This is a genomic window from Ferrovibrio sp. (assembly GCF_029255545.1).
Taxonomy (GTDB): domain Bacteria; phylum Pseudomonadota; class Alphaproteobacteria; order Ferrovibrionales; family Ferrovibrionaceae; genus Ferrovibrio.
On sequence record NZ_JANLJJ010000090.1, the window covers coordinates 1 to 22,244 of the forward strand.

The 22,244-nt window shown below is 66.4% G+C and carries 28 protein-coding genes; 15 read left to right on the forward strand and 13 right to left on the reverse strand.

The window, feature by feature from the left end; genetic code table 11:
* Positions 1–752: LysR substrate-binding domain-containing protein (locus Q1J79_RS17230; RefSeq protein ID WP_300302783.1), on the forward strand; the 752-nt coding region annotated here is incomplete at its 5' end.
* A 15-nt stretch (positions 753–767) separates the two neighbouring features.
* Here the strand turns inward: Q1J79_RS17230 and Q1J79_RS17235 are convergent.
* The gene (locus tag Q1J79_RS17235) at positions 768–1,241 is read right to left on the reverse strand and encodes a VOC family protein (protein WP_300302785.1); all 474 of its coding nucleotides are present in this window, start codon (positions 1,239–1,241) and stop codon (positions 768–770) included.
* Between the two features lie 142 nt (positions 1,242–1,383).
* Here Q1J79_RS17235 and Q1J79_RS17240 point away from each other — a divergent pair, with 142 nt between their 5' ends.
* The 6 genes from Q1J79_RS17240 (at position 1,384) to Q1J79_RS17265 (ending at position 5,187) form a co-directional block, all read left to right on the forward strand.
* Positions 1,384–1,713 carry a helix-turn-helix transcriptional regulator gene (locus tag Q1J79_RS17240; protein ID WP_300302787.1) on the forward strand — a complete coding sequence of 110 codons (330 nt, stop codon included), beginning with the start codon at positions 1,384–1,386 and terminating at the stop codon, positions 1,711–1,713.
* The gene (locus tag Q1J79_RS17245; protein WP_300302789.1) at positions 1,710–2,186 is read left to right on the forward strand and encodes an SRPBCC domain-containing protein; all 477 of its coding nucleotides are present in this window, start codon (positions 1,710–1,712) and stop codon (positions 2,184–2,186) included. The genes Q1J79_RS17240 and Q1J79_RS17245 overlap by 4 nt, the downstream gene beginning before the upstream one ends.
* Positions 2,187–2,290: 104 nt before the next feature.
* Positions 2,291–3,079 carry a DUF899 domain-containing protein gene (locus tag Q1J79_RS17250; protein ID WP_300302791.1) on the forward strand — a complete coding sequence of 263 codons (789 nt, stop codon included), beginning with the start codon at positions 2,291–2,293 and terminating at the stop codon, positions 3,077–3,079.
* 17 nt (positions 3,080–3,096) lie between these two features.
* Entirely contained in the window at positions 3,097–3,513 is a 417-nt protein-coding gene (locus Q1J79_RS17255; protein ID WP_300302793.1) for a GFA family protein, read from the forward strand.
* Between the two features lie 83 nt (positions 3,514–3,596).
* Positions 3,597–4,778 carry a formate-dependent phosphoribosylglycinamide formyltransferase gene (gene purT / locus Q1J79_RS17260; protein ID WP_300302795.1) on the forward strand — a complete coding sequence of 394 codons (1,182 nt, stop codon included), beginning with the start codon at positions 3,597–3,599 and terminating at the stop codon, positions 4,776–4,778.
* Between the two features lie 10 nt (positions 4,779–4,788).
* On the forward strand, positions 4,789–5,187 hold the full coding sequence (locus Q1J79_RS17265; RefSeq protein WP_300302797.1) for a RidA family protein: 399 nt from the start codon (positions 4,789–4,791) through the stop codon (positions 5,185–5,187).
* Between the two features lie 27 nt (positions 5,188–5,214).
* Here the strand turns inward: Q1J79_RS17265 and Q1J79_RS17270 are convergent, their stop codons facing one another.
* Positions 5,215–6,009, reverse strand: coding sequence for a potassium channel family protein (locus tag Q1J79_RS17270; RefSeq protein ID WP_300302799.1), 795 nt, complete (start codon positions 6,007–6,009; stop codon positions 5,215–5,217).
* Between the two features lie 112 nt (positions 6,010–6,121).
* On the opposite strand from Q1J79_RS17270, the gene Q1J79_RS17275 reads away from it, so the two are divergent.
* A complete protein-coding gene (locus Q1J79_RS17275) occupies positions 6,122–6,475 on the forward strand; it encodes an ArsC family reductase (protein ID WP_300302801.1) in 354 nt (117 codons plus the stop codon).
* Positions 6,476–6,487: 12 nt separating this feature from the next.
* On the opposite strand, the gene Q1J79_RS17280 is transcribed toward Q1J79_RS17275, so the two are convergent.
* The 6 genes from Q1J79_RS17280 to Q1J79_RS17305 form a co-directional block, all read right to left on the reverse strand.
* Positions 6,488–7,360, reverse strand: a complete 873-nt coding sequence (locus Q1J79_RS17280; protein ID WP_300302803.1) for an NAD(P)-dependent oxidoreductase — start codon at positions 7,358–7,360, stop codon at positions 6,488–6,490.
* A 71-nt stretch (positions 7,361–7,431) separates the two neighbouring features.
* Complete coding sequence (locus Q1J79_RS17285) at positions 7,432–7,851, reverse strand: GNAT family acetyltransferase (RefSeq protein WP_300302805.1); 420 nt, start codon at positions 7,849–7,851, stop codon at positions 7,432–7,434.
* Between the two features lie 35 nt (positions 7,852–7,886).
* A complete protein-coding gene (locus Q1J79_RS17290; protein ID WP_300302807.1) occupies positions 7,887–8,186 on the reverse strand; it encodes a dodecin family protein in 300 nt (99 codons plus the stop codon).
* Between the two features lie 49 nt (positions 8,187–8,235).
* A complete protein-coding gene (locus Q1J79_RS17295) occupies positions 8,236–9,024 on the reverse strand; it encodes an ABC transporter ATP-binding protein (RefSeq protein WP_300302809.1) in 789 nt (262 codons plus the stop codon).
* The gene (locus tag Q1J79_RS17300) at positions 9,021–9,737 is read right to left on the reverse strand and encodes an ABC transporter permease (RefSeq protein ID WP_300302811.1); all 717 of its coding nucleotides are present in this window, start codon (positions 9,735–9,737) and stop codon (positions 9,021–9,023) included. Before Q1J79_RS17300 ends, Q1J79_RS17295 begins: the two co-directional genes overlap by 4 nt.
* Before the next feature lie 84 nt (positions 9,738–9,821).
* Positions 9,822–10,775, reverse strand: a complete 954-nt coding sequence (locus Q1J79_RS17305) for an ABC transporter substrate-binding protein (RefSeq protein WP_300302813.1) — start codon at positions 10,773–10,775, stop codon at positions 9,822–9,824.
* A gap of 161 nt (positions 10,776–10,936) precedes the next feature.
* Here Q1J79_RS17305 and hutH point away from each other — a divergent pair, with 161 nt between their 5' ends.
* From hutH to Q1J79_RS17320, 3 genes are all read left to right on the forward strand, one after another.
* A complete protein-coding gene (hutH, locus tag Q1J79_RS17310; protein ID WP_300302815.1) occupies positions 10,937–12,466 on the forward strand; it encodes a histidine ammonia-lyase in 1,530 nt (509 codons plus the stop codon).
* 396 nt (positions 12,467–12,862) lie between these two features.
* Positions 12,863–13,132 (forward strand): HU family DNA-binding protein, encoded by a 270-nt coding sequence (locus tag Q1J79_RS17315; protein WP_300302817.1) that lies wholly within the window; start codon positions 12,863–12,865, stop codon positions 13,130–13,132.
* 144 nt (positions 13,133–13,276) lie between these two features.
* Complete coding sequence (locus Q1J79_RS17320) at positions 13,277–13,729, forward strand: PAS domain-containing protein (RefSeq protein WP_300302819.1); 453 nt, start codon at positions 13,277–13,279, stop codon at positions 13,727–13,729.
* Positions 13,730–13,807: 78 nt separating this feature from the next.
* Here the strand turns inward: Q1J79_RS17320 and Q1J79_RS17325 are convergent, their stop codons facing one another.
* From Q1J79_RS17325 to Q1J79_RS17335, 3 genes are all read right to left on the reverse strand, one after another.
* Complete coding sequence (locus Q1J79_RS17325) at positions 13,808–14,668, reverse strand: dienelactone hydrolase family protein (protein WP_300302821.1); 861 nt, start codon at positions 14,666–14,668, stop codon at positions 13,808–13,810.
* A gap of 190 nt (positions 14,669–14,858) precedes the next feature.
* A complete protein-coding gene (locus Q1J79_RS17330) occupies positions 14,859–15,029 on the reverse strand; it encodes a hypothetical protein (RefSeq protein WP_300302823.1) in 171 nt (56 codons plus the stop codon).
* Between the two features lie 23 nt (positions 15,030–15,052).
* Positions 15,053–15,736: a hypothetical protein gene (locus tag Q1J79_RS17335; protein WP_300302825.1), complete on the reverse strand. Its 684-nt coding sequence runs from the start codon at positions 15,734–15,736 to the stop codon at positions 15,053–15,055.
* Positions 15,737–15,971: 235 nt separating this feature from the next.
* Between Q1J79_RS17335 and Q1J79_RS17340 the strand changes: the two genes are divergently transcribed.
* The 3 genes from Q1J79_RS17340 to der are packed head-to-tail and all read left to right on the forward strand — an operon-like array spanning position 15,972 to position 19,408.
* Positions 15,972–16,619, forward strand: coding sequence for a tetratricopeptide repeat protein (locus Q1J79_RS17340; RefSeq protein ID WP_300302827.1), 648 nt, complete (start codon positions 15,972–15,974; stop codon positions 16,617–16,619).
* A gap of 16 nt (positions 16,620–16,635) precedes the next feature.
* A complete protein-coding gene (locus tag Q1J79_RS17345; RefSeq protein ID WP_300302829.1) occupies positions 16,636–17,985 on the forward strand; it encodes a PQQ-like beta-propeller repeat protein in 1,350 nt (449 codons plus the stop codon).
* 10 nt (positions 17,986–17,995) lie between these two features.
* Complete coding sequence (gene der, locus Q1J79_RS17350) at positions 17,996–19,408, forward strand: ribosome biogenesis GTPase Der (RefSeq protein ID WP_300302831.1); 1,413 nt, start codon at positions 17,996–17,998, stop codon at positions 19,406–19,408.
* A gap of 18 nt (positions 19,409–19,426) precedes the next feature.
* Here der and Q1J79_RS17355 read toward each other — a convergent pair whose 3' ends face one another.
* Positions 19,427–20,710: an MgtC/SapB family protein gene (locus Q1J79_RS17355; protein WP_367183004.1), complete on the reverse strand. Its 1,284-nt coding sequence runs from the start codon at positions 20,708–20,710 to the stop codon at positions 19,427–19,429.
* Positions 20,711–20,741: 31 nt separating this feature from the next.
* Positions 20,742–21,362 (reverse strand): PAS domain-containing protein, encoded by a 621-nt coding sequence (locus Q1J79_RS17360; RefSeq protein WP_300302833.1) that lies wholly within the window; start codon positions 21,360–21,362, stop codon positions 20,742–20,744.
* A gap of 170 nt (positions 21,363–21,532) precedes the next feature.
* Here Q1J79_RS17360 and Q1J79_RS17365 point away from each other — a divergent pair, with 170 nt between their 5' ends.
* Positions 21,533–22,231, forward strand: coding sequence for a hypothetical protein (locus tag Q1J79_RS17365; protein WP_300302835.1), 699 nt, complete (start codon positions 21,533–21,535; stop codon positions 22,229–22,231).
* Positions 22,232–22,244 lie beyond the last annotated feature (13 nt).

A 22,244-nucleotide genomic window follows, 5' to 3' on the forward strand; every position in this document is an offset into this window, starting at 1 on the left:
TGAACCGCACCACGCGCAGCGTCGCGCCCACCGAGGCCGGCCTGGCGCTGCTCGGCCGCCTGCAATCCGCGCTCAGCGCACTGGACGATGCGCTGGACGGCGTCGCGACCTTTCGCGGCAGCGGCGCTATAGCTGGCACAGTGCGTATCAACACGCCGCGCCTGCCGGCGGCCCTGCTGGTGCGCGACGTGCTGCCCGTGATGGCGCAGCGCTTCCCCGATGTCGTCGTGGATATCGTGGTGGAAGGCCGGTTGGTGGATATCGTCTCGGGCGGCTTCGATGCCGGCGTGCGTTTGGTTGGCTCGATTCCACGCGACATGATCGCGGTGCCATTCGGCCAGCCGGTGCGCTTCGTCTGCGTCGCGTCGCCGGCCTATCTCAAACGTGCCGGCACGCCGAAAACGCCCGACGAGCTGGTGCGCCATCGCTGCATCGGCCATCGCCTGCCGGGCGGCAAACTCTACCGCTGGGAATTCGAGCGCGCGGGGCAGGGGATGACCATCGACGCCCCCGCGTCCCTGATCCTCGACGACGAGGAACTGATGGTGGATGCCGCCATCAAAGGTCTGGGCATCGCCTATGTGGTGGACATCGCCGCCGCCGCAGCTCTGAAGGCGGGGCGGCTGCGACCGGTGCTGTCGGCCTGGATGGCGCCGGCGGAAGACGTGGCCGTCTATTATCCCGGCCACCGGGCCGTGCCGCCGGCCCTGCGCGCCTTCCTGGATGTGGTGCGGGAAACAGGGCGGCGCTAGGCCTTCCGTTTTGGTTCAGCCCTTCGCCGCAGCCTCCAGCGCGGCGATGTCGAATTTCACCATCTTCAGCATCGCCTCGGTGACGCGCTTCGCTTTGGCCGGGTCCGGGTCGGCCATCAGTTCGCCCAGCCGTTTTGGCGCGATCTGCCAGCTCAGGCCCCAGCGGTCGCGCAGCCAGCCGCATTGCTCCGTCGCGCCGCCATCCTTCAGGGCGTCCCACAGGCGGTCGATCTCGGCCTGGCTGTCGCATTCCACCATGATCGAGAAGCTGTGGTTGAACGGATCGAGTGGCCCGGCCTCGATCGCCATGTAGCGCTGGTCGCCCAGGGTGAAGCCGGCGATCTTCACGCTGCCCGGCGGCCCGCTCGGGGTTTCGGCGGGGAGGACCGAGACCCAGCCGACCGACGAGCCGGGGATCAGCGACGTGTAGGCGCGGATCGCGGTTTCCATGTCCTTTTCAAACCAGAGATGCTGGGTAACCTTCATCATGGAGTCCTTCCTTGCATGGTCCTGTGATCCAAGGACGCAGCCGCAGAACCCGTTCCGACAGGGCCCGAAAAAAACAGGACCCGGAAAAAGCGCTGAATAATTAGTATTGACTAATTGATTAGTATGTGCTAATTATACCCCCATGATCGAAACCACCTCCATCGATACCGTCATGCGCGCGCTGGCCGACCCCACGCGGCGCGCCGTGTTCGAGCGGGTCGTGCGCGCCAACGAGATCACCGTCGCCGAACTGACCCAGGGCAGCGGCGTGACCCAGGGCGCCATCTCGCAGCACCTGAAATCGCTCAAACAGGCCGGGCTGGTGGCCGAACGGCCGGAGGGTCGCAAAGTCTATTACCGCGCCCAGCCCGAAGGCCTCGCGCCGCTGGCCGACTGGATCAACGATTACGCCGTGTTCTGGCGCGAGCGCCTCGACGCCCTGCGTGACCTGCTGAAGGACATCGACCCATGAACGACCTCTCCGTGAAATCCACTACTCAGGCCACCACTCAGTCCATCGTGCTCGACGAGGTGTTTCCCCATGCGCCCGAGGTGCTGTGGAAGGCGATCACCAACGGCGACCTGATGTCGCGCTGGATGATGAAGCCCAATGGTTTTGAGCCCGTGCGGGGCAACCGCTTCACCTTCCAGACCACGCCGGCCGGCGCCTGGGACGGCACGATCCGCTGCGAGGTGCTGGAGGTCGTGCCGCTGCAGCGTTTCGCCTATGCCTGGCGCGGCGGCGACGAAGGCAATGTCGGCTACGGCTCGAAGCTCGACACTGTGGTCAGCTTCACGCTCACGCGTGTGCAGACCGGCACGCGGCTTCGCATGGAGCATTCCGGCTTCGTGCTGCCGAAGAACGACACGGCCTATCAGAATATGGGCAAGGGCTGGATCAAATGCGTCCAGAACCTGGGTGCCGTCGCCGACGAACAGGACTGAGCCGAACCACCGACCGCATCACCTGAATAAAGCGCCGCCGGAGAATGCTACTCCGGCGGACGGGACAACTGTACCCAACGAAACCCTTAACGGAGGCGAGAGCGATGACGATGCATGCAACCGGAACCCGCGAGGAATGGCTGAAGGCGCGGCTGGACCTGCTGAAGGCGGAGAAGGAACACACCCGACAGGGCGACGAACTGGCGCGGCGGCGCCAGGCCCTGCCATGGGTGCGGGTCGACAAGGCCTACAGTTTCGATACCGAGCAGGGCGTTGTCCCGCTGGCCGGGCTATTTCGCGGCCGGTCGCAGCTGATCGTGTATCACTTCATGTTCGGCCCGGATTTCACGGCCGGCTGTCCGTCCTGCTCGGCGATTGCCGATGGCTTCAACGGCATCGCGGTGCATCTGGAAAACCACGATGTCGCCTTCACGGCGGTCTCGCGCGCGCCGCTCGCCAAACTGCTGGCCTACCGGCGCCGCATGGGCTGGGCCTTCCCCTGGGCCTCGTCCGGCGGCAGCGAGTTCAACTTCGATTATGCCGCCTCCTTCACCGAGCGGCAGCAGCGCGAGGGGGCGGCGTATAACTACCGTCCGGGTCAGCCGATGCTGGGCGTGACCGCGCCGCCGGTGATCGAGATGGCAGCCACCAGCGGCACGGATCCGGCCAGCTACATGCGCGAACGGCCGGGCATGAGCGCCTTCGTGCTGGAGAACGGCGTCGTCTATCACACCTATTCGGCCTATTCGCGCGGCGTGGATGGGATATGGGGCATGTATCCGTGGCTCGACCGCGCGCCGAAGGGTCGCAACGAAACCGGCGTCTGGTGGCGCCGCCACGACGAATATGCCCAACCGGCGCGCAGCATGGTCGCGTCCTGCTGCGGCGCCTGAACATGGAGGCTGATGCGATGAACAGGCCTTATGCCGGCGGCTGCGCCTGCGGCGCGATCCGTTACGAGATATCGGCGGAGCCGGTATTTTCCAACCACTGCCAGTGTCGCGACTGCCAGCAGGCCAGCGGCACCGGCCATGGCTCCTACCTGACCTTCGCGGGCCGCGCCGACGTGACGCTCACCGGAACGGCAAAGGAGAGGGACATCGTGGCCGATAGCGGCAATGTGAAGCGGCATGGCTTCTGCCCCGGCTGCGGTTCCCCGGTTTACCTGACCTTCGCTGCGATGCCGGATCTGTTCACCATCCACGCTGCCAGCCTGGACGAGCCGGCGCGATTCACGCCGCAGGTCGTGACCTATGCATCGCGCGGCCATGCCTGGGACCGGCTCGATCCGGCGCTGCCTCAATTCGAGACCATGCCGCCGGGATAAAGCCGTGCGGGGCTTTGCCTTAGCGGGTGCGGCACTGCTATAAGCCTTGCCTGGATGCAACGACGGGCGAGACGATAAGGCCAATGACCGCTTTCAGAAAAATCCTCCTGCTCGGCTCGGGCGAGCTGGGCCGCGAATTTGTCATCTCGGCCAAGCGGCTCGGCGCCCATGTGGTGGCCTGCGACGCTTATGCCGGCGCGCCGGCCATGCAGGTGGCCGATGAGTTCGAGGTCTTTTCAATGCTGGATGGCGCCGCCCTGGGGGCTGCCATCGAAAAGCATAAGCCCGATTTCATCGTGCCCGAGGTCGAAGCCATCCGTACCGAGGTCTTGAAGGATTTCGAGGATCGCGGCTTCAACGTGGTGCCCTCGGCGCGCGCCACGTTGATGACCATGAACCGCGACCGCATCCGCGAGGTGGCCGCCACCGAGCTGGGCCTGCCGACCTCGAAATACCTTTATGCCGAAAGCCTGCAGGAGATGCGCGATGCCGTGGCGAAAGTGGGCATCCCTTGCGTGGTCAAGCCGGTGATGTCCTCATCCGGCAAGGGCCAGAGCACGGTGAAGGCGCCGGGCGACGTGGACAAGGCCTGGGACTATGCCGTGGCCGGCATGCGCGGCGACCGCAAACGCGTGATCGTCGAGGCCTTCATCGATTTCGATTACGAAATCACCCTGCTCACCATCCGCACGCGGCAGGGCGTGATCTTCTGTCCGCCCATCGGGCATCGGCAGGAACGCGGCGATTACCAGGAAAGCTGGCAGCCCACGCCGATGTCGGATCGCGCCGTCGCGGAAGCCCAGCGCCAGGCCAAAGCCGTGGTCGACAATCTCGGCGGCTACGGCCTGTTCGGCGTGGAATTCTTTGTGAAGAACGATGAAGTGATCTTCTCCGAACTGTCGCCGCGCCCGCACGATACCGGCATGGTGACGCTGATCTCGCAGAGTCTCACCGAATTCGACCTGCATGTCCGCGCCATCCTTGGCCTGCCGATCCCCGGCATCACCCAACATGGCCCCAGCGCCTCGGCGGTGATCCTGGCCGACCGCGACGCCACGGATTTCACCGTCGAAGGCCTGGCCGAAGCGCTCACGCCATCGGCAAAGGGCATCGACCTCGACCTGCGCATTTTCAACAAGCCCACCACGCGCCCTTATCGCCGCATGGGCGTGGCGCTGGCGCTGGCGAAGGATGGCGATGTCGATCAGGCCCGCGCGGCAGCAAAGGCTGCCGCCGCAAAAGTGAAGATCGTCTACAAGGCGTGAGGCAGGACCAATGACCATCGAACGGAAAAATCCGCCGGGCCTCTCGCAGCCCACCGGTTATTCGCATATCGCCATCGTGCCGGCGGGTCGGCAGTTGCATATTTCCGGCCAGGTGGCGCTGGATGCCGCCGGCCAGGTGGTGGGCAAGGGCGATGTCGGCGCCCAGGCCGAACAGGTCTTTGCCAACCTGAAAATCGCGCTGGCCGCCGGCGGCGCGGATTTCAGCAAGGTGTTCAAGCTGGTCACCTATGTGGTGAACCTGACGCCCGGGATGCTGCCGCCGATCCGCGCGGCGCGGGCGAAATGTTTCGGCGACGGCCCCTATCCGGCCAGCACGCTGGTGGGCGTCACGGCTCTCGTGAACCCGGACCTGCTGCTGGAGGTCGAGGCCATCGCCATGCTTGACTAAGACTGGGCTGGACTGAGTTTCCGGCGCCTATACCGCGCCGTCAGTGGGGATCGGCAGCACCCGGCCACAATGCTTGCAATGCACGGCGTCCACGTCATGGATGCGCAGGGCGCAATCCGGGCATTCGAAGCGCACCTTGTGTGGCCGGAAGATCGCCTGCAGCAGCCGCAGAAACAGGCTGACGCCGACGATCATGATCACCACCGACAGCAGCCGCCCACCGGGCCCGATCAGCGTGATATCGCCGAAGCCGGTTGTGGTCAGCGTGGTGATAGTGAAATACAGCGCGTCGACATAGGTCCGGATCCCGCTATTGAGGTTGTGCTGCGTGACATAGACGAAGGATGTCACGATGAAGATGAACACGGCCAGGTTCAGGCTGCGCTGGATCACGTCCTCATGCAGACGGAACCACAGCGAGCTTGAGCGCAGGTCCTTCAGCAGGTGATACGAGCGCAGCAGCCGCAGGGCACGGAAGATGCGCAGGAAGGCCAGGTTCTCCAGCAGCACCGGCAGGAACAGTGAGGCGATCACGGCGATGTCGGCCGCCATCGAGAAGCTGAGGATATGCCCGCGCCGGTCGGTTTCAGCGTAGAGCCGTGCCAGCAGTTCGATGCTCAGCAGACCGCCCAGCAAAAAATCCAGCGGAATCACCCACCACTGGTCCTGCACGGTGGCGGCCAGGATGAAAAAGGCGATGGTCAGCACATCGAAAACCACCAGCCCGTAACGGAAGCGCCGCGCGCCCCGATCATCGCCGAAATACAGGTCCTGCAGGTATTGGCGGAAGCGGTTCTCGGCCGGCATTGCTGGCGTGGACACAACAGCCTCATGATCGCTGGGAGCTCTTGGGGCATACTATGGCAGAGCGGGCCCTTGCGCCAGCCGGCCGGAATCCGGCACAAACTCGTGCATCCGTTTCCGGGAGTATTCCATGCCCATCACCATCTACGGCATCAAGAACTGCGACACGATGAAAAAGGCCTTCACCTGGCTGAAGGACCACGGCGTGGCGCATGATTTCCACGACTACAAGGCCAGCGGCATCGGGAAGGCAAAGCTGGAAGACTGGTGCAAGGTCGTGGGCTGGGAGCTACTGCTCAACCGTGCCGGCACCACCTTCCGCAAGCTGCCCGAGGTCGAGCGGGAAGGGATCACCGAGAAGAGGGCCATCGCGCTGATGCTGGCGCAGCCCTCGATGATCAAACGCCCGGTGCTGGAGCTGGGCGGCGGCAAACTGCTGGTCGGCTTCAAGCCGGATCAGTATGCGGCGGCCTTGCGGAAATGAGGCCGGCGGCGTTCAGCGCGCCAAGCCCACGCGATAGGATGTGAAGAACGGCTCCCAGTCCAGCGCGGCAACGGCCCGCGTGTTGCGCAGGCGGAAGGAGGGGAAGCCGGCCGCGCCGCCCGGCTCCGGCGCAGGCTGGCCCTGACAGGCGGCAATGAAGCCGAAAAGCTCATGCCACCGGACCGGCTCGTCGTCGCAGACGATCAGCGCCTGCCGGGATGGCCATCGGGCAACGGCGGCGACCGTTGCTGCCGCCATGTCGGCAATATGGACGAGCGAGACATAGTCCGAGCCATCGCCGGGCATGCGCAGCTTGCCGGCGCCGGCGCTGGCGAACCAGCGCTCGTCGAAACCGCTGCCGGGGCCATAGAACAGGCCGCCGCGCAGGATCAGCCAGTCGAGGCCGGAGGCGCGGATCGTCTCTTCCATCGCCAGAGCGGCGATGATCGCCCGGCCGGCTATCGTGTCTGGATCGGCGTTGAAGACCGTCTCCTCGCTGGACCAGGCATCGCTGCCGGACGCATTCACGAAGCCGATGCTCTGCTGGATGATCCGTGTCACGCCGGCGGCGTGGCAGGCGGCGATGAAATTCGGCGCACCCTCGACGCGCAGCCTGTCATTGGCGGCGAAGTCGCCGCGTCCGCTTGGACCGGGCAGGGTGGTGGCGAGATTGATGGCAACCGCGCAGCCCTCGAAGGCGGCGGTCATCGCCGCCGTGTCGAAGATGTCGGCAGTCCGGATCTGCGCGCCGCAGGCCCGTGCCATGCCGGCCGCTTCGGGCCGCCGGACAACGGCGCGAACCGGATAGCCGGCCGCGGTGAGACAGGGAATCAGGTGCCTGGCATAGACGCCATTGCCGCCGAGAATGGCGATCGTACCGGTCATTGTCCGTCCTCCCGATCTATCGAATCCTATGCCGGGTGGCGGACGGAAGACAAGGCGGGATATGGTGGCGGCTACGCTTCGTCCAGCCGGCGGCTGAAGATCACGCGCGGCTCTTCCGTGTAACCCAGCGTGTCGTAGAAGGCGCGCACCTTTTCGTTTTCCGGCCGCACCATCAGCATGACTTTTGGCACGCCGCGCGCCCGCAGCCAGTCCTCGGCCGCCGCCACCATGGCCCGGCCATGGCCGGATTTCTGCACCGAAGGCTCGACGGCGAGGTAATAGAGCCAGCCGCGATGGCCGTCATGGCCGGTCATCACGCTGGCCACGATCTTGCCATCGCTCTCGCCCACCAGGATGGTCGATTCCGGCTTCGCCATGCAGAAGGCGATGTCGCTGTCGGGGTCGTTCCAGGGCCGTGTCAGGTCGCAGGCCTGCCAGAGGGCAATCACGGCGTCGCGGTCGGACGTACGGTAGGCGCGGATATCCATCATGCGAAATCTGTCCGGCCGCAACGCCGTGCGGCCGATCACCCCTCGTATTTGAACGAAACCTTCAGTTTCGCCCGGTAAGCTTCGATCTTGCCTTTATTCATCTGCATATCAAGCTGCACCACCTCGGCCACGCGCAGATCACGCAGCGATTTGGCGGCGCGATCGACGGCGACTTTGGCCGCCTTCTCCCAGGAATCCTTGCTGGTGCCGACGATTTCAATGACTTTGTAGACGCTATCGACCATGGACGTTCTCCCGCGGCTGTGGTTGGGATGCGGCCATCGCGGCGACGGGCGGCGATGCGCACCGGTCTGGCCCGCTTCTGCGGGGGCCATGCCAGCCTAGTCCCGATGGTGGGGCGGCGGAAGCGGAATAACGGCCGGGCTAATGCTCGTCCTGGGCGGCGCGGATCGACTCCACGCGGATTTCCTCGGTCAGCCGCGCCTTGTATGCGGCGAATTCCGGCGTGGTCTTCACCGTGTAATGGCGCGGATGCGGCAGGTCGATGGCAATGTCGCATTTCACCCGGCCGGGGCGGGCGGTCATCACCAGCACGCGGTTGGCCATGAAGATGGCCTCGTCGATATCGTGGGTGACGAACAGCACGGTCTTCCGCGCCTTCTCCCAGATGCCAAGAAGCAGCTCCTGCATGAGTGCGCGGGTCTGGTTGTCCAGCGCGCCGAAGGGCTCGTCCAGCAGCAGGATCTTTGGATCGTTGGCCAGCGCGCGGGCCAGCGCCGTGCGCTGCTGCATGCCGCCGGAGAGCTGCTTGGGGTAGTGGTTCTCGAAACCCTTCAGGCCCACCTGCTCGATGAAGCGGGCGGCGGTCTCGGCCTGCTGCTTCTCGGCTACGCCCTTTTCGCGCAGGCCAAAGCAGATATTCTCCCGCACCGTCAGCCAGGGAAACAGGGTGTAGGACTGGAACACCATGCCACGGTCCGGCCCGGGCTCGCGTACCGGCTGGCCGTCCAGCAGCACATTGCCGGTGGTCGGCTGGTCCAGCCCGGCGACGATGCGCAGCAGCGTGCTCTTGCCGCAGCCCGAGGGGCCCAGGATGGTGATGAAGTCGTTGTCTTCCACGGCGATGCTGGTGGGTTCCAGCGCGCGGGTCGGTGCGCCGCCGCGAACGCCGGGGAAGACGCGGCTGACAGTGTCGATCTTGAGTTTGCTCACTTGAGGAAATACCAGGGATAGAGGCGGGCGTTGGCCTGCTTGAACAGGAAGTCGGAGACCAGGCCGATCAGGCCGATCACCACGATGCCGAAGATCATCTGCCCGGTATCGAGCAGGCGCTGGCTGTCCATGATCATGTGGCCGATGCCGCTCTGCGCGCCGATCAGCTCGGCGACGATCACATAGGTCCAGGCCCAGCCCAGCACCAGCCGCAATGTCTCGGCGATCTGCGGCGATGCGCCGGGCAGCAGTACGCGCAGCACGATGCCAGAGCGCTTTGCTCCTAACGTCTTGGAGGCTTCCACCAGGTCCATGCGGCTGCCGCCGACGATCACCGCCACCATCAGCACGATCTGGAAAAACGAGCCGATCAGGATCACGGCCAGCTTCTGCGCCTCGCCGACGCCGGCCCACAGGATCAGCAGGGGAATGAAGGCTGAAGCCGGCAGGTAGCGCGCAAACGAGATGAAGGGCTCGAAGAAGGCTTCCACGCCCTTGAAGGCGCCCATCAGGATGCCCAGCGGCACGGCAAAGACGGCGGCGATCACGAAGCCGCCGACCACGCGCCAGATCGTGACGCCCACATCACCGGCAAAGCCGTATTCGGTGAACAGCGAGATGCCGGCCTGCGCCGCTTTCAGCGGGTCGGCCAGAAACAGCGGCGGCACGATGCCGCCATAGGTCACCGCGGCCCAGAGGCCGAGAAAGAGCACGAAAAAGAGAATCCCCAGGGCGGTGCGGCGCCCTGGGGGAACGGGTTTAAGCGGTTCGAACACTGATAATCCCTGAAATGCGGCTTACTTGATGAAGCTGTCGTCGACCAGCGCCTTGAGGTCGGGGATCTTCTTGATCACGCCGGATTCCAGCTGGATGTCGGCGGCTTCCTTCATGAAGGCCTGCAGGTCGCCCTTGAAATAGGCCTGGTTGGCGGCCTTGTCCTGCCAGGCGATGAAGGCGGCCGACTTGGCGAAATCCGGGCCGCTCTGCTTCACCTTGGCGCCCATGATCTCGTAGGACTTGTCGGGTTCCTTCTTGATCATGTCCAGCGCGTCGAAGAAGCCGTTCACCACCGCCTGCACGGTCTTGGGGTTCTTCTTGATGTAGTCGGGCTGGAAGGCCAGCATGTCGACCACCACCGGATACTCGATCGTGGTGTGCAGGATCTTGCCCTTGTCCGGCGCGTTGCGGATCGACGACAGATACGGCTCGTAGGTCGAGGCGGCATCATACTGGCCATTGACGAAGGCCTGCGCGGCCGGGTTCGGCGCCAGCGTGGCAAACTGCACGTCCTTCGGGCCCATGCCGTTGCGCTTCAGCATCACCATCAGCACGAAATACGGCGTGGTGCCGGCACCGTCGACGGCAATGGTCTTGCCCTTCAGGTCCTTCACCGAGCTGATATTGTTGCGCACCGCCAGGCCGTCGCCGCCCTTCGACTTGTCGAGCAGCAGGACCTGGGCCAGCGGCACGCCGGCCGAGGTCCAGGCCACATAGGTATCGACCGTGGTGGCGACCGCCTGGACGGCGCCGGCGGCGACCGTCAGGTGGCGTTCCTTCTGCGGGATGAACTTGATCTCGACATCGACGCCGCGCTTCTTGAACAGGCCGGCATCGGCGGCCAGGGTGAGCGGCGCGAAGCCGGTCCAGCCGCTCATGCCCAGCACCACCTTCGGCATGTCCTGCGCCATGGCGGGCGCGCCGGCGAGCAGGGCCAGGGCGGCGGCGGCGCCCAAAATCGACATCTTTTTCATGTGCTTAATCCCCCGGAAGGCTGCGGCCGCGGCCGCCATTGGCCCCGGCGCGAATGCCTAATTAAAGACCGTGGCGCGAAAGACGGCAAGTCAAATAATCATGTATAGACAACCTGACCAGCCGGGTCTTAGCCTATACTTGTTCAAGCCGCAGAATGGGGATGCGCGTGGCCTATCGACTGACGCCCGGAACGCTCACACTTGCCGATCTGGCCCGGCTCTATCGCGCCGGCGCCTTCGCCATCGAAATCGATGCTTCCGCCCGCGCGCCGGTCGAGGCCGCCGCCGATGCCGTGGCGCGCGCCGCCGCCGGCGATGCGGCGGTCTATGGCGTCAATACCGGCTTCGGCAGGCTCGCCCGCGTGCGTATTGCGCCTGATCAGGTGGCCGAGCTGCAGCGGCGCCTGGTGCTCAGCCATGCGGTTGGCACCGGGCCCCTGCTGCCCGATGCCATCGTGCGGCTGATCCTGCTGCTGAAGCTCAATTCGCTGGCCCAGGGTCTGTCCGGCGTGCACTGGAACACCATCGAGGCCCTGCAGGGTTTGCTCAATGCCGATGTGCTGCCCTGCGTACCGGCGCAGGGCTCGGTCGGCGCCTCGGGCGATCTCGCGCCGCTGGCGCATCTGGTGCTGCCGTTGTTGGGTGTCGGCAATGTGCGTATCGGCGGCCGCGAATGCCCGGCCGCTGAAGGGCTGGCAAGGGCCGGGCTGCAGCCGCTGAAACTCGGTGCGAAAGAAGGGCTCGCGCTGCTCAACGGCACGCAGGTTTCCACGGCGCTGGCTTTGGCCGGCCTGTTCGCGGCCGAAGACGTGACCGCCGCGGCGCTGGTCGCCGGCGCGCTTTCCGTCGATGCCGCCGCCGGTTCCGACACGCCCTTCGATCCGCGCATCCATGCCGCGCGGCGCCAGCCGGGGCAGATCAGGGTGGCGGCTTTGCTGCTAGAGCTGCTCGATGGGTCCGATATCCGTGCCTCGCATCGCCGCGACGATCCGCGCGTGCAGGACCCATACTGCCTGCGCTGCCAGCCGCAGGTGATGGGGGCGGCGCTCGACCTGCTGCGCCAGGCCGCCGCCACGCTGGAGCGCGAGGCCAATGGCGTTTCCGACAATCCATTAGTCTTTGGGGAAGGGGAGATTCTTTCGGGCGGCAATTTCCATGCCGAGCCGGTGGCGTTTGCCGCCGACATCATCGCCATCGCGCTGGCCGAGATCGGCAACCTGTCGGAGCGGCGCATCTCGCTGCTGGTCGATCCGGTCTTAAGTGGTCTGCCGGCTTTCCTGGCGCCCAATCCCGGCATCAACTCGGGCTTCATGATCGCCCAGGTCACGGCCGCCGCCCTGGCCTCCGAGAACAAGCAGCGCGCCCATCCGGCCAGCATCGACACCATTCCCACCTCGGCCAACCAGGAAGACCATGTCTCCATGGCCGCCCATGCCGGCTATCGCCTGCTGGCCATGGCCGAAAATGCGGCGGGTATCGTGGCGGTGGAATGGCTCTGCGCCGCGCAGGGCGTGGATCTGCGCGCGCCGTTGCGCACCAGCGCACGGCTGCAGCAGGCGCAAATGCTGTTGCGCGATGCCGTGCCGTTCATGGCCGAGGATCGCTGGCTGGCGCCGGATCTGGCGGCGGCCAAGCAGCTTGTGCAGGACGGCGCCTTGCGCGCCGTCCTGCACAAGTCTCTGCTGGAGTGATTACTTCGGCAGGTCGGCCGAGGTGATGCGGCAATAGGCCAGCGCGACCGCGAAAATCGCGAAGGCGGCGCAGGCGCCGACGAGATAGAGCTGCTCGGTGAACGGCATGGTTTTCCCCAGACTCGTGAGTTGACGTTTTTGGTTCGGCGGCAGGCTAGCCAGCCACGCTCGGGCGCGGCTTTGATCTTGATCAAATCGGCTCGATGCGACGCTGGATAGCGACTCGCTCCTGTCGCGCCGGCGCGACTCGCGACCCGCGCAAAGCCCCCGGATTGCAAGGGGTTTGACGGCCTTTGTTGGTCTTGTCTGGAATGGTGGATGTGGTAACTGCTGTCACCCGCTGCGGATCGTCCGATTCTGTATGGCGGGCCGATCCGCAGAATTCTGGAGGGTGTGATGAACAAGGCTGATCTGATCGAAATCGTGCGCGAGACCGCAGGCACCACCAAAGCCGCGGCCGGCGACGCGGTGGATGCGGTGTTCGCGGCGATGGCAAAGTCGCTGAAGAAGGAAGGCGGCTTCACCATCGTCGGCTTCGGCACCTTCAAGGTGTCCAAGCGCGCCGCCCGCAAGGGCCGCAATCCGCAGACCGGCGAGACGATCAAGATCGCCGCCTCGAAGTCGGTGCGCTTCAAGGCGTCCAAACAGCTCAAGGACATTCTCTGAGCTGCCGGGCTCTGAACTGCCGGGCAGACGCAGCTCTGCCCGCGTGGGGATAGGGCCCGCCCCGCGCGGGGCGGGCCTTTTTTATTGATTGCCGCCGCCCCGCGCTGCCCGGCATACTGCCGGCACGGGGAAACGGGGGCATTGGTGGACTTTCTGCATCCGCAGCTGGAGCGGCTATATGCCTACTGGAACGCCCAGCGCCGTGGCCACGTCTTTCCGTTGCGTGAGGACATCGATCCGCTCGACATGCCCTATGCCCTGGGCAACGTGCTGCTGGTCGATGTCGAGCGCGAGCCGGCCATCCGTTTTCGCTATCGCCTGTGGGGCGTCAACCTGACCACCGATTACGGCCAGGAGATGACCGGCCGCTATGTCGACCAGCTGCAGCCGCCGGCCTTCGGCGCCCGCGTGCAGCAGCAGTATCTCGCAACGCTTACGGCCAACGCGGCGCAACTGCACAAATTCGACGATATCATCGACGGCCGCTGGTTCATGCATGAACGCCTGCTGCTGCCGCTTGCCCGGCCCGAAGCGCCTGACGCCATCGGCATGATCCTCGGCGCGATCTTCCGCACGCCGCGCGACGCAGGGCGCTGAAATAGCAGGTCGCTGAAATACATGCCGGCCGTCCCGGTTGCGGGGCCCGGCCGGCATGCTTCCCATTGTGGTCAGGCGTCAGCCCACGCCATTGGCCTTGAACCAGGCCAGCGCGCGCTTGAAGCCGTCTTCGGCCGCCTCCTTGCGATAGCTCGGGCGGTAATCGGCGTGGAAGGCGTGCGGGGCGCCTTCATAGACATGGAATTCCGCCTTCTTGCCGGCGGCGGCCAGGGCTTTTTTCATCTGCTCGACGGTATCCAGCGGAATGCCCTGGTCGGCGCTGCCATACAGGCCGAGCACCGGCGCCTTCATGTCCTTGGCGATATCGACCGGATGCTTCGGCGTCAGCTCCGAGGCATTGCCGATCAGGCGGCCATACCAGGCCACGCCGGCTTTCACGTTCGGGTTATGCGCCGCATAGAGCCAGGTGATGCGGCCGCCCCAGCAGAAGCCGGTGATGCCGAGCTTCGAGGGGTTGCCGCCATTCTTGGCCGCCCAGGCGGCGGTGGCGTCCAGGTCGGCCATCACCTGCGCGTCCGGCACCTTGCCGGCCACGGCGATGGCAGCCTGCACATCGGTCACCTTGCTCATGTCGCCCTGGCGGGCATAGAGGTCGCCAGCAATCGCCTGGAAGCCCTGCTTGGCAAAGCGACGGCAGGTATCCTTGATGTATTCATGCACGCCGAAGATTTCCTGCACCACCAGCACGGTGGGGAAGGGGCCGGCGCCGGCCGGCTGGGCGCGGTAGGCCTTCATGGTGCCGCCGGCCACCGGGATATCGACCTCGCCGGCGGTCAGGCCGCTGGCATCGGTGGTGATCGCGGTCTGGCCCATCACCGGGCCGGCGGCCACGGTGAAGCCGGTGATCAGGCTGGTGGCCATGAAGCCACGACGGTTGAAATCGACTTTGGGAACGAGGCTGAGCAGGTCGGCGTTCATGTTTTCCTCCGGTTGAGACGATCGATCCTGTGGCGGGGCAGACAGGGCGGCGGATTGTGGGCCGGCGTCGCGTCGCGCGGTGATAAATTCCGCGTGATGAAAACCCCCGGAAACCGGCTATTCATCTGGGGCGCGGCGGCAGCGTGACCAGAGCGGTCGGCAAAAATGTCTCGGGAATGTTTCGCCGGCTTCAGCCGGCGAAGAGGTCGTAGGCCAGGCTGACCAGCAGGAAGATGCCGAGCCAGGCAGCGATGAACAGCAGGATGCGCTTGTTGGCCCAGGGCAGCCGCAGGGCGGCAGGCAGGATCAGCAGCAGGGCCAGCACCAGCGCGGAAAGGCGCAGCCAGTCATTCTGCGTCATCGCCGGTTACCGGCGGCCGGCGATCAGTCTTTCTGGGAAACCTTGGTGCCGCCAGACGTCGCGGCCGAACGCTGGCATTGGCGGTACAGCCGCTCGGCGTCCGGCTCCTTGAACGACAGGAATCGCATTTCCAGCGCGCTGACCACCTTGTAGGAGGGATGATCGGCGGCCGTCGGGCCCTCGAACTTGGCTGGCGTCACATGCACCAGCGACAGCACGCGCTCCGGGCTGATGCGCATCTCGATCTTCTGGCTGTCACTCAGCTTTTCGCTGGCGCAGACCTTGCCAAGCTGGCGGTCAAAGCTTTTCACCCGGTCATAGCGCGGATCGGTGCTGACTTCCGGCATGGATGTGGCGGCGGCGCTGGCCATCAGGGCCGGGCGGTATTTATGGAATTCGGCGGTGGCGAGCACGATGCTGCCGAAGGGGAAGAAGATTTCGACATCCTCGAGGCGGGCATGGTCGCCCATCCGGCCATCGACCACCGGCAGTTCGACCACGCGGGCAGACGACATACGGGTGATGTCGTCGTTCAGCCGGATCAGGTTGCGGTCGCCGCGGTCCTTGGCGCGTTCGGCTTCGAAGGGGATCAGGGCGGTGGGCTTGGCGCCTTTTTTCGACTGGGCCTGGGCCATGCCGGCAGCGGCAAGACTGGCGGCAGCGGCACAAATCGCGAGGGCGATCGTCGCTTTCCGGATTCCAAACATGAGGCTTCCCCCTCTGAGCGGGCTGCCGGCGACAGGCCGGTCCCGCGATCCCTGGCTTCAAGGCGGGGGGCAGGTTAGTCGATTTTGCGAGTCTTGCCAAGACTCGATGTATTATCAAATGGTTACCCGAAAAAATGGGAGTCTTCCGGGCTTTGCCATCGTGCGGCGATCCGGGTAAGGTACGCGCCGCTTTGTAACCGGTCGCCAGACCGGCGGTCAGTTCAGGGAGTCGTCTGTGGCCAATTTCATCGAGGAAGTCGACGAGGAAGTCCGCCGCGACCGGCTGGAAAAAGCCTGGAAGCGCTGGAGCCCCTATGCCATCGGCCTCGTTGTCCTGCTGCTGGCCGGCGTGGCCGGCCATCAGGTCTGGAAGAACTGGCAGACCGAGAAAGCCGCGGCCGCCGGCGCCGCCTTCACCGCGGCGCTGAACCAGGCCCAGGCCGGCAAGCCGGCCGATGCGGCGCAGGCTTTTGCCTCCATGGCCACCGGCAAGGATGGTTATGCGCTGCTCGCCCGGTTCCAGCAGGGCGCCATGCTGATCGAGGCCAAGGACGTCCCGGCCGCCATTGCCGCCTATGATGCCATCGCCGCCGACAGCGGCATCGCGCAGCGTTTCCGCGATCTTGCCAATTACCTTGCCGCTTTCCACGGCTTCGACACGCTGGACGCCGATGGCATGCGCAGGCATCTGGCCGCGATCGGCGCCGACAGCCCGTGGTATGCCAATGCCCGTGAGCTGCTGGCCCTGGCCGAGCTCAAGGCCGGCAATCGCGATGGCGCGCGCCAGCAGCTGACCGCGCTGGCCGACGATCCGCTGGTGCCGGCGGGCCTGCGTGGCCGCGCCGCCGAATTGCTTGCCGCTCTCGGCGGCCCGGTCCAGTAAAATCAGGCAGGCTGCCATGCAGATGCGTCGCACGATGCACCGTCTCTCCCTCATGTTCGTCGCGGCGGTCGCGCTGGCCGGCTGCGATGCGATGAAGGACTGGTTCGCCGAGGATCCCAAGCCGGTTGCGACCGGCGAGCGTATCTCCGTGCTGGCATTCGACAGTCAGCTCGATCCCGATCCGCAACTGGCCGAAACCCCGGTCACCCTGCCCAAGCCATGGCGGAATCCGGAATGGCCGCAGGGCGGCGGGTATCCCGCGCATGCCATGTATCATCTGGCGCTGGGCGATACGCTGCGCGAAGCCTGGCGCGCCGATCTGGGCAGTTCGGCGGATGACGAGCAGAAGATCCTGGCCCAGCCCGTGGTGGCGGAAGGCCGGGTCTTTGCCATGGATTCCGAATCCCGGGTCAGCGCCTATGATGCGGCCAGCGGCCGGCGCCTGTGGCGCATCGAACTGACTCCGCGCAAGGAGGAAAGCGGCGCCATCGGCGGTGGTCTGGCTTACCATGCCGGCAGGGTGATCGTGACGACCGGCTATGGCGATGTCGTCGCGCTGCAGGCTTCGACCGGCCTGGCTTTCTGGGTTGCCTCGCTCAAGCAGCCGATCCGCGGCGCGCCGGCGGCCGATGGCAACCGCGTTTTCGTTGTCACCTACGACAATCAGTTGCATGCGCTCGATCTTGAGCGTGGCGCTGAATTGTGGACTCACGCCGGCGTGGCCGAAACCGCCGGTTTCCTCGGCGCCGCCAATCCGGCCATCGAGGGCAATATCGTCGTTGCGCCGTATTCCTCGGGCGAGCTGCTGGCCCTGCGCGCCGATACCGGCGTGGTGGCCTGGAGCGAACAGCTCGTGCGCGCTTCGAGCCGCATCAGCCAGGCCGGCGCGCTGAACGACATCAACGGCCGGCCGGTGATTGATCGTGACCGCGTCTATGCCGTCAGCCAGTCGGGCCGTTTCGTCGCCCTCGACATGCGGACTGGCGAACGCATCTGGGAGCGCGTGATTCCCAGCATCCAGACGCCCTGGGCCGCCGGCGACTTCATCTATGCCGTCACTGTGGACGCCGAACTGCTCTGCCTGTCGCGCCGTGACGGCAAGGTGAAATGGATCCGTCAGCTGCGCCGCTACGAGGACCCGAAGGCGAAAACCCATAAGGGCATCATCACCTGGTATGGTCCAGTGCTGGCGGGTGACCGCCTGCTGCTCGCGTCCACCGACGAACGGCTGTTCGCCGTGTCGCCCTATACTGGCGATCTGATCGGCCAGGTCTCGCTGCCCGACAAGGCCGCGGTCGCGCCGGTCGTTGCCGATGGCACCCTGTATGTGGTGACCGACGATGCGCGGCTGATCGCGTATCGCTAAGACAGCCATCATGCCAGCCAAAGTTGCTATTGTCGGCCGTCCCAATGTCGGCAAATCGACGCTGTTCAATCGCCTGGTCGGCAAACGCCTCGCCATTGTCGACGACACGCCGGGCGTGACGCGCGACCGCCGCGAGGGCGCCGCGCATCTCGGCGATCTGGAATTCACCGCCGTCGATACGGCCGGGCTGGAAGAGGCTGACGACGAAAGCATGGCCGGCCGCATGCGGCAGCAGACCGAGGCGGCGGTGCGCGAGGCGGCCGCGGTGCTGTTCGTGATCGACGGCCGTGCCGGTGTCACGCCGATGGATCGGCATTTTGCCAACTGGCTGCGCAAGCAGAAACGTCCGGTGCTGCTGCTGGCCAATAAATGCGAAGGCGGCGCCGGCGGCTTCGGCGTGGCCGAGGCGCATGGTTTGGGCTTCGGCGACCCGCTGCCGGTTTCGGCCGAGCATGGCGAGGGACTGTATGATCTCTCGCTGGCGCTGATGCAGCACATCGCCGGCAATGTCGACGCCGCGCCGGGCGACGAAGCCGACGAGATCGACATGGTGCAGGCCGATATCGACATCGATCCCGATGCCGAGGCGCCGGCGGATGATCCCAACCGCCCGATCCAGCTGGCGGTGGTCGGTCGGCCTAACGCCGGCAAGTCGACCCTGATCAACAAGCTGATCGGCAGTGACCGCCTGCTGACCGGGCCCGAGCCCGGCCTGACCCGCGACGCCATCGCCATCGAGTGGGAATACCAGGGCCGCCGCATCAAGCTGGTTGATACTGCCGGCATGCGGCGCAAGTCGCGGGTCGAGCACAAGCTTGAGAAGCTGTCGGTCGCCGACACCCTGCGCACCGTGCGCATGGCCCAGGTCGTGGTGCTGGTGCTCGACGGCGTGCTGGGCATGGACAAGCAGGATCTCACCATCGCCGATCACGTGCTGCAGGAAGGCCGTGCGCTGGTCATCGCGGTGAACAAGTGGGACGCGGTGGAAGATCGCGCCCTGGCGCTGAAGGAAATCGAGGACCGGCTGCAGACCTCGCTGCCGCAGGCGCGCGGCATTCCGGTCGTCACCTTCTCGGCGCAGACCGGGCGCCATCTGGATCGCCTGCTGCCGGCCGTGATGGCGCAGTATGAGCGCTGGAACCGCCGCATCCCGACCGCGCAGCTCAATCGCTGGCTGGAAGAGGCCACCGCGCGCAACGCGCCGCCGCTGGCCGGTGGGCGCAGCGTGCGGATCCGTTATGCCACCCAGGTGAAGGCGCGCCCGCCGACCATCGCGCTGTTCGCGCCGCGCGCCGAGTTCATTCCGGAATCCTACCTGCGCTATCTGGTCAACGGCCTGCGCGAGGTATTCGACCTGCAGGGCGTGCCGATCCGCATGCATCTGCGCAAGGGCAAGAATCCCTACGCCGACAAGGACGATTGAGCGACGCCTCGCGGCGCTCTAACCGATCAGTAGTCCGGCCCAAGCCGCCGCGGCGACCAGAAGCAGGCCGGGGATCACCCGCAGCGCAAAGCCGCTGCCGCCGGTGCTCCAGGCGAAGACCGCCTTGCTCAGCGTGTTGGTGGTGAAGGCGGCCAGGATCGGCACCGCCGCGGCCGCCACCTCCAGCCTCTCGTCCTGGGTCAGGGCCGCCACCGAGATCGCCGCCGAATGGGTGTCGGCAAAGCCGGCCAGCGCCGCGGCTGCCAGCACGCCGGCCGCGCCGTGGAAATGCTGCAGCGCCGCCGCGGCGAACAGGATCGCCGTCAGCAGCGCGGCGAAGATCAGCGCGCCGCGCAGGCTGAAGGCGCGGCCCGGTTCGGTTTCGTGCGCGCCATCCTGGCGCAGGGCCGACAGGGTGAAGATCGCGCCATAGCCGATGGCGGCAAGTCCCGCCAGGCCCAGCGGCAGCGCCAGGCTGTACAGCACCGGCAGGCTGGTGGCGGCCAGCACCAGCGCCATCTGCAGGACGGTGGCGATGGTGGACAATACGGCGGCGGCCACCGCGGCCGTGCGGTCGCCGGGTTTTTTCGTGGCGCGGCTGCCCATCGCGCCGATGGTGGCGGTGCTGGAGACGAAGCCGCCGGCGAAGCCCGCCAGCGGCAGGCCATAGCGCGCGCCGAGCGCGCGCACCGCGATATGGCCGATGCCGCCGATCGCCATCACCAGGATCACCAGGATCCAGATCTTGGCCGGATTGAAGGCCTCGAACGGCCCCATCGCGCGGTCGGGCAGCAAAGGCAGGATCACCAGGGTGGCGCCGGCGAAGATCAGGCCATCGCGCACCTCCTCGGTGGTCAGCACCTGGCGTACGAAGACATGCATCGGCGTGCGCGCCGCCAGCAGCACGGCGACGGTGACGCCGATGGCGGCGGCGAGGCCGGGCTGCTGCATGCACAAGCCGCCGAGCAGCACGGTCAGTACCAGGGCGATTTCCGAGGTCAGGCCGGGATCGCGGTCGCCGGTTTCGCCGCCGCTCTCGCGGTGATAGGCGAAGGCGGCGAGCAGGGCCGTGCCGGCGGTGGTGATGGTGAGCAGCAGGGCGCCGCCGGCGGTGAGCGCGGTGGCGCCGGCCAGGGCGGCGATCGAGAAGGTGCGGATGCCCGCCGCGGCGCGGGCCGGGCCGTCGCCTTTGCGGCGTTCGCGTTCGGCGCCGATCAGCAGGCCGATGCCCAGGGCGGCGGCGAATTTGATGATCAGCGGGTCGATGATGGCGCGGTCCTCCCTGAAAAGCCGTCTCGGCAGGCCCGCAGTCTAGCACGGATGGCGGCCGGTTTCAGTCCGGCGGCAGGTCGGGCAACTGGCTCAGCGGATAGACCTGCATGCGCCCGCTGGGGCGCGGCCGCATCGTCTCGCCCCAGCTGCTCTCGCGCTCGAACCGGCTGTAGCCGATCACGCCGAAGGGCGCGCCGTCATCGTTCATCAGCGGCAGCATCAGCCGCTCGACGCGCAGGCCATGGGCTTTCGGCGCGTGGTTGCTCGGCTGGCCGTGAATGATCGCCGGCGTGGCGGCGCAGCGCACGATGCTGTCGCGGCTGGCCTGCGCCACCGCATCATCGCCCCAGAGCTGGAAGACGTCGTTGCCGATGATGCCGCGGCCCCAGTAGAACAGGATTTCCTCGCCGGCCAGGGTGAGCCGCGCGTTGCCCAGGTCGGGATCGATGCGGAAGATCCACAGATGCGGCAGGCAATGGCGCAGCGCGATCGGGTCGATGTCGCGCCGGCGCGGCGGCAGCCTGCCGGTCGGCGCGTCGACCGGCCCGAACCGCGGCGCCGGCTGGCGCCACTGCGCCCAGCAGCGCAGGAAGCCATGCATGCCCGGATCGCGGATCTCGGGCCAGCCGCCGGTGGCGGCGACGATGGCGTGGGGCAGCGGCAGGGTGGTGGGCAGCGTCATGCGCGGACTCGCGAGCGGAGCGGAAAGGCAGCGCGACGCTAGCTGCCCGGCGCCGGTTGCCGGCAGTTGAAATCCGGTTACGCCACGCGTTGCGTGCATTGCAGCCGTGATTGACGCGCCCCGGCATATGCGGAAGACTGGATCGCATTACAAAATTGTAACGGGGCGTCATGGGCGATCGTTTTTTCCATTCCCGCCATCCCAATGTCGAGACGCTGCTGCGCCGGCCGCCGGCCCCGCCGCGGCTGCTGCCGCTGCGCCTGCCCGGCATCGGCCATAACGGCGGCCCGCCGCTTGACATGTCGGGCATCGGCGTGGCCTGGCGCCGCGCCCATGCCCGAGCCTGGCAGACGCCGCCGCGCGAGATCGTGCAGCTGCGCCTGCGCCGCGCCGCCCGGCTGGGCCTGGGCTACCGCGACGTCACCGCCGCGCTGCTCGATACCGGCAGCCATCTCTCGGTTCTGCTGCTGCCGCTGCATCACGCCTTCGTGGTGACGCGCGTGCGCGATGGCGGCCTGCGCGTCGCGGCCGCGCCCGGCCTGGCGGAGAAGATCGAACGCTGCGGCGGCCGGCTGTTCCTGCTGCTCGACGAGGCGATGACTGGGCCGCTGGATGCGCCGACGCGGCGCGCCCTGCTGCGGCAGATCAACCTGCGGCATGACGGCCGGATCGAGGGGCTGCTGGCGCTGCCGTTCGACCTGATGGATACCGCGTCGCGGCGCGCGTCGCGCCTGCGCCGCGTCCTGCGCCGCCATGGCGCGCCGCGCCTGGAATGCGTGCTGCTCGGCCAGACCTATGCCGAGCTGCAACTGGCCGAGGCCGCCGGCCTTGGCCTGTTCAAACCCCTGACGGAGTGGTTCGCCCCATGACGCTCGCCGCCAA

What these genes read in the sequence shown, in the direction of transcription:
- Q1J79_RS17235 (WP_300302785.1), bottom strand. Translation starts at nt 1,241, where the DNA reads ATGATGAAGGTTACCCAGCATCTCTGGTTTGAAAAGGACATGGAAACC.
- Q1J79_RS17240 (WP_300302787.1), top strand. Translation starts at nt 1,384, where the DNA reads ATGATCGAAACCACCTCCATCGATACCGTCATGCGCGCGCTGGCCGAC.
- Q1J79_RS17245 (WP_300302789.1), top strand. Translation starts at nt 1,710, where the DNA reads ATGAACGACCTCTCCGTGAAATCCACTACTCAGGCCACCACTCAGTCC.
- Q1J79_RS17250 (WP_300302791.1), top strand. Translation starts at nt 2,291, where the DNA reads ATGACGATGCATGCAACCGGAACCCGCGAGGAATGGCTGAAGGCGCGG.
- Q1J79_RS17255 (WP_300302793.1), top strand. Translation starts at nt 3,097, where the DNA reads ATGAACAGGCCTTATGCCGGCGGCTGCGCCTGCGGCGCGATCCGTTAC.
- purT (WP_300302795.1), top strand. Translation starts at nt 3,597, where the DNA reads ATGACCGCTTTCAGAAAAATCCTCCTGCTCGGCTCGGGCGAGCTGGGC.
- Q1J79_RS17265 (WP_300302797.1), top strand. Translation starts at nt 4,789, where the DNA reads ATGACCATCGAACGGAAAAATCCGCCGGGCCTCTCGCAGCCCACCGGT.
- Q1J79_RS17275 (WP_300302801.1), top strand. Translation starts at nt 6,122, where the DNA reads ATGCCCATCACCATCTACGGCATCAAGAACTGCGACACGATGAAAAAG.
- Q1J79_RS17280 (WP_300302803.1), bottom strand. Translation starts at nt 7,360, where the DNA reads ATGACCGGTACGATCGCCATTCTCGGCGGCAATGGCGTCTATGCCAGG.
- Q1J79_RS17285 (WP_300302805.1), bottom strand. Translation starts at nt 7,851, where the DNA reads ATGATGGATATCCGCGCCTACCGTACGTCCGACCGCGACGCCGTGATT.
- Q1J79_RS17290 (WP_300302807.1), bottom strand. Translation starts at nt 8,186, where the DNA reads ATGGCCCCCGCAGAAGCGGGCCAGACCGGTGCGCATCGCCGCCCGTCG.
- Q1J79_RS17305 (WP_300302813.1), bottom strand. Translation starts at nt 10,775, where the DNA reads ATGAAAAAGATGTCGATTTTGGGCGCCGCCGCCGCCCTGGCCCTGCTC.
- hutH (WP_300302815.1), top strand. Translation starts at nt 10,937, where the DNA reads ATGCGCGTGGCCTATCGACTGACGCCCGGAACGCTCACACTTGCCGAT.
- Q1J79_RS17315 (WP_300302817.1), top strand. Translation starts at nt 12,863, where the DNA reads ATGAACAAGGCTGATCTGATCGAAATCGTGCGCGAGACCGCAGGCACC.
- Q1J79_RS17325 (WP_300302821.1), bottom strand. Translation starts at nt 14,668, where the DNA reads ATGAACGCCGACCTGCTCAGCCTCGTTCCCAAAGTCGATTTCAACCGT.
- Q1J79_RS17330 (WP_300302823.1), bottom strand. Translation starts at nt 15,029, where the DNA reads ATGACGCAGAATGACTGGCTGCGCCTTTCCGCGCTGGTGCTGGCCCTG.
- Q1J79_RS17335 (WP_300302825.1), bottom strand. Translation starts at nt 15,736, where the DNA reads ATGTTTGGAATCCGGAAAGCGACGATCGCCCTCGCGATTTGTGCCGCT.
- Q1J79_RS17345 (WP_300302829.1), top strand. Translation starts at nt 16,636, where the DNA reads ATGCAGATGCGTCGCACGATGCACCGTCTCTCCCTCATGTTCGTCGCG.
- der (WP_300302831.1), top strand. Translation starts at nt 17,996, where the DNA reads ATGCCAGCCAAAGTTGCTATTGTCGGCCGTCCCAATGTCGGCAAATCG.
- Q1J79_RS17360 (WP_300302833.1), bottom strand. Translation starts at nt 21,362, where the DNA reads ATGACGCTGCCCACCACCCTGCCGCTGCCCCACGCCATCGTCGCCGCC.
- Q1J79_RS17365 (WP_300302835.1), top strand. Translation starts at nt 21,533, where the DNA reads ATGGGCGATCGTTTTTTCCATTCCCGCCATCCCAATGTCGAGACGCTG.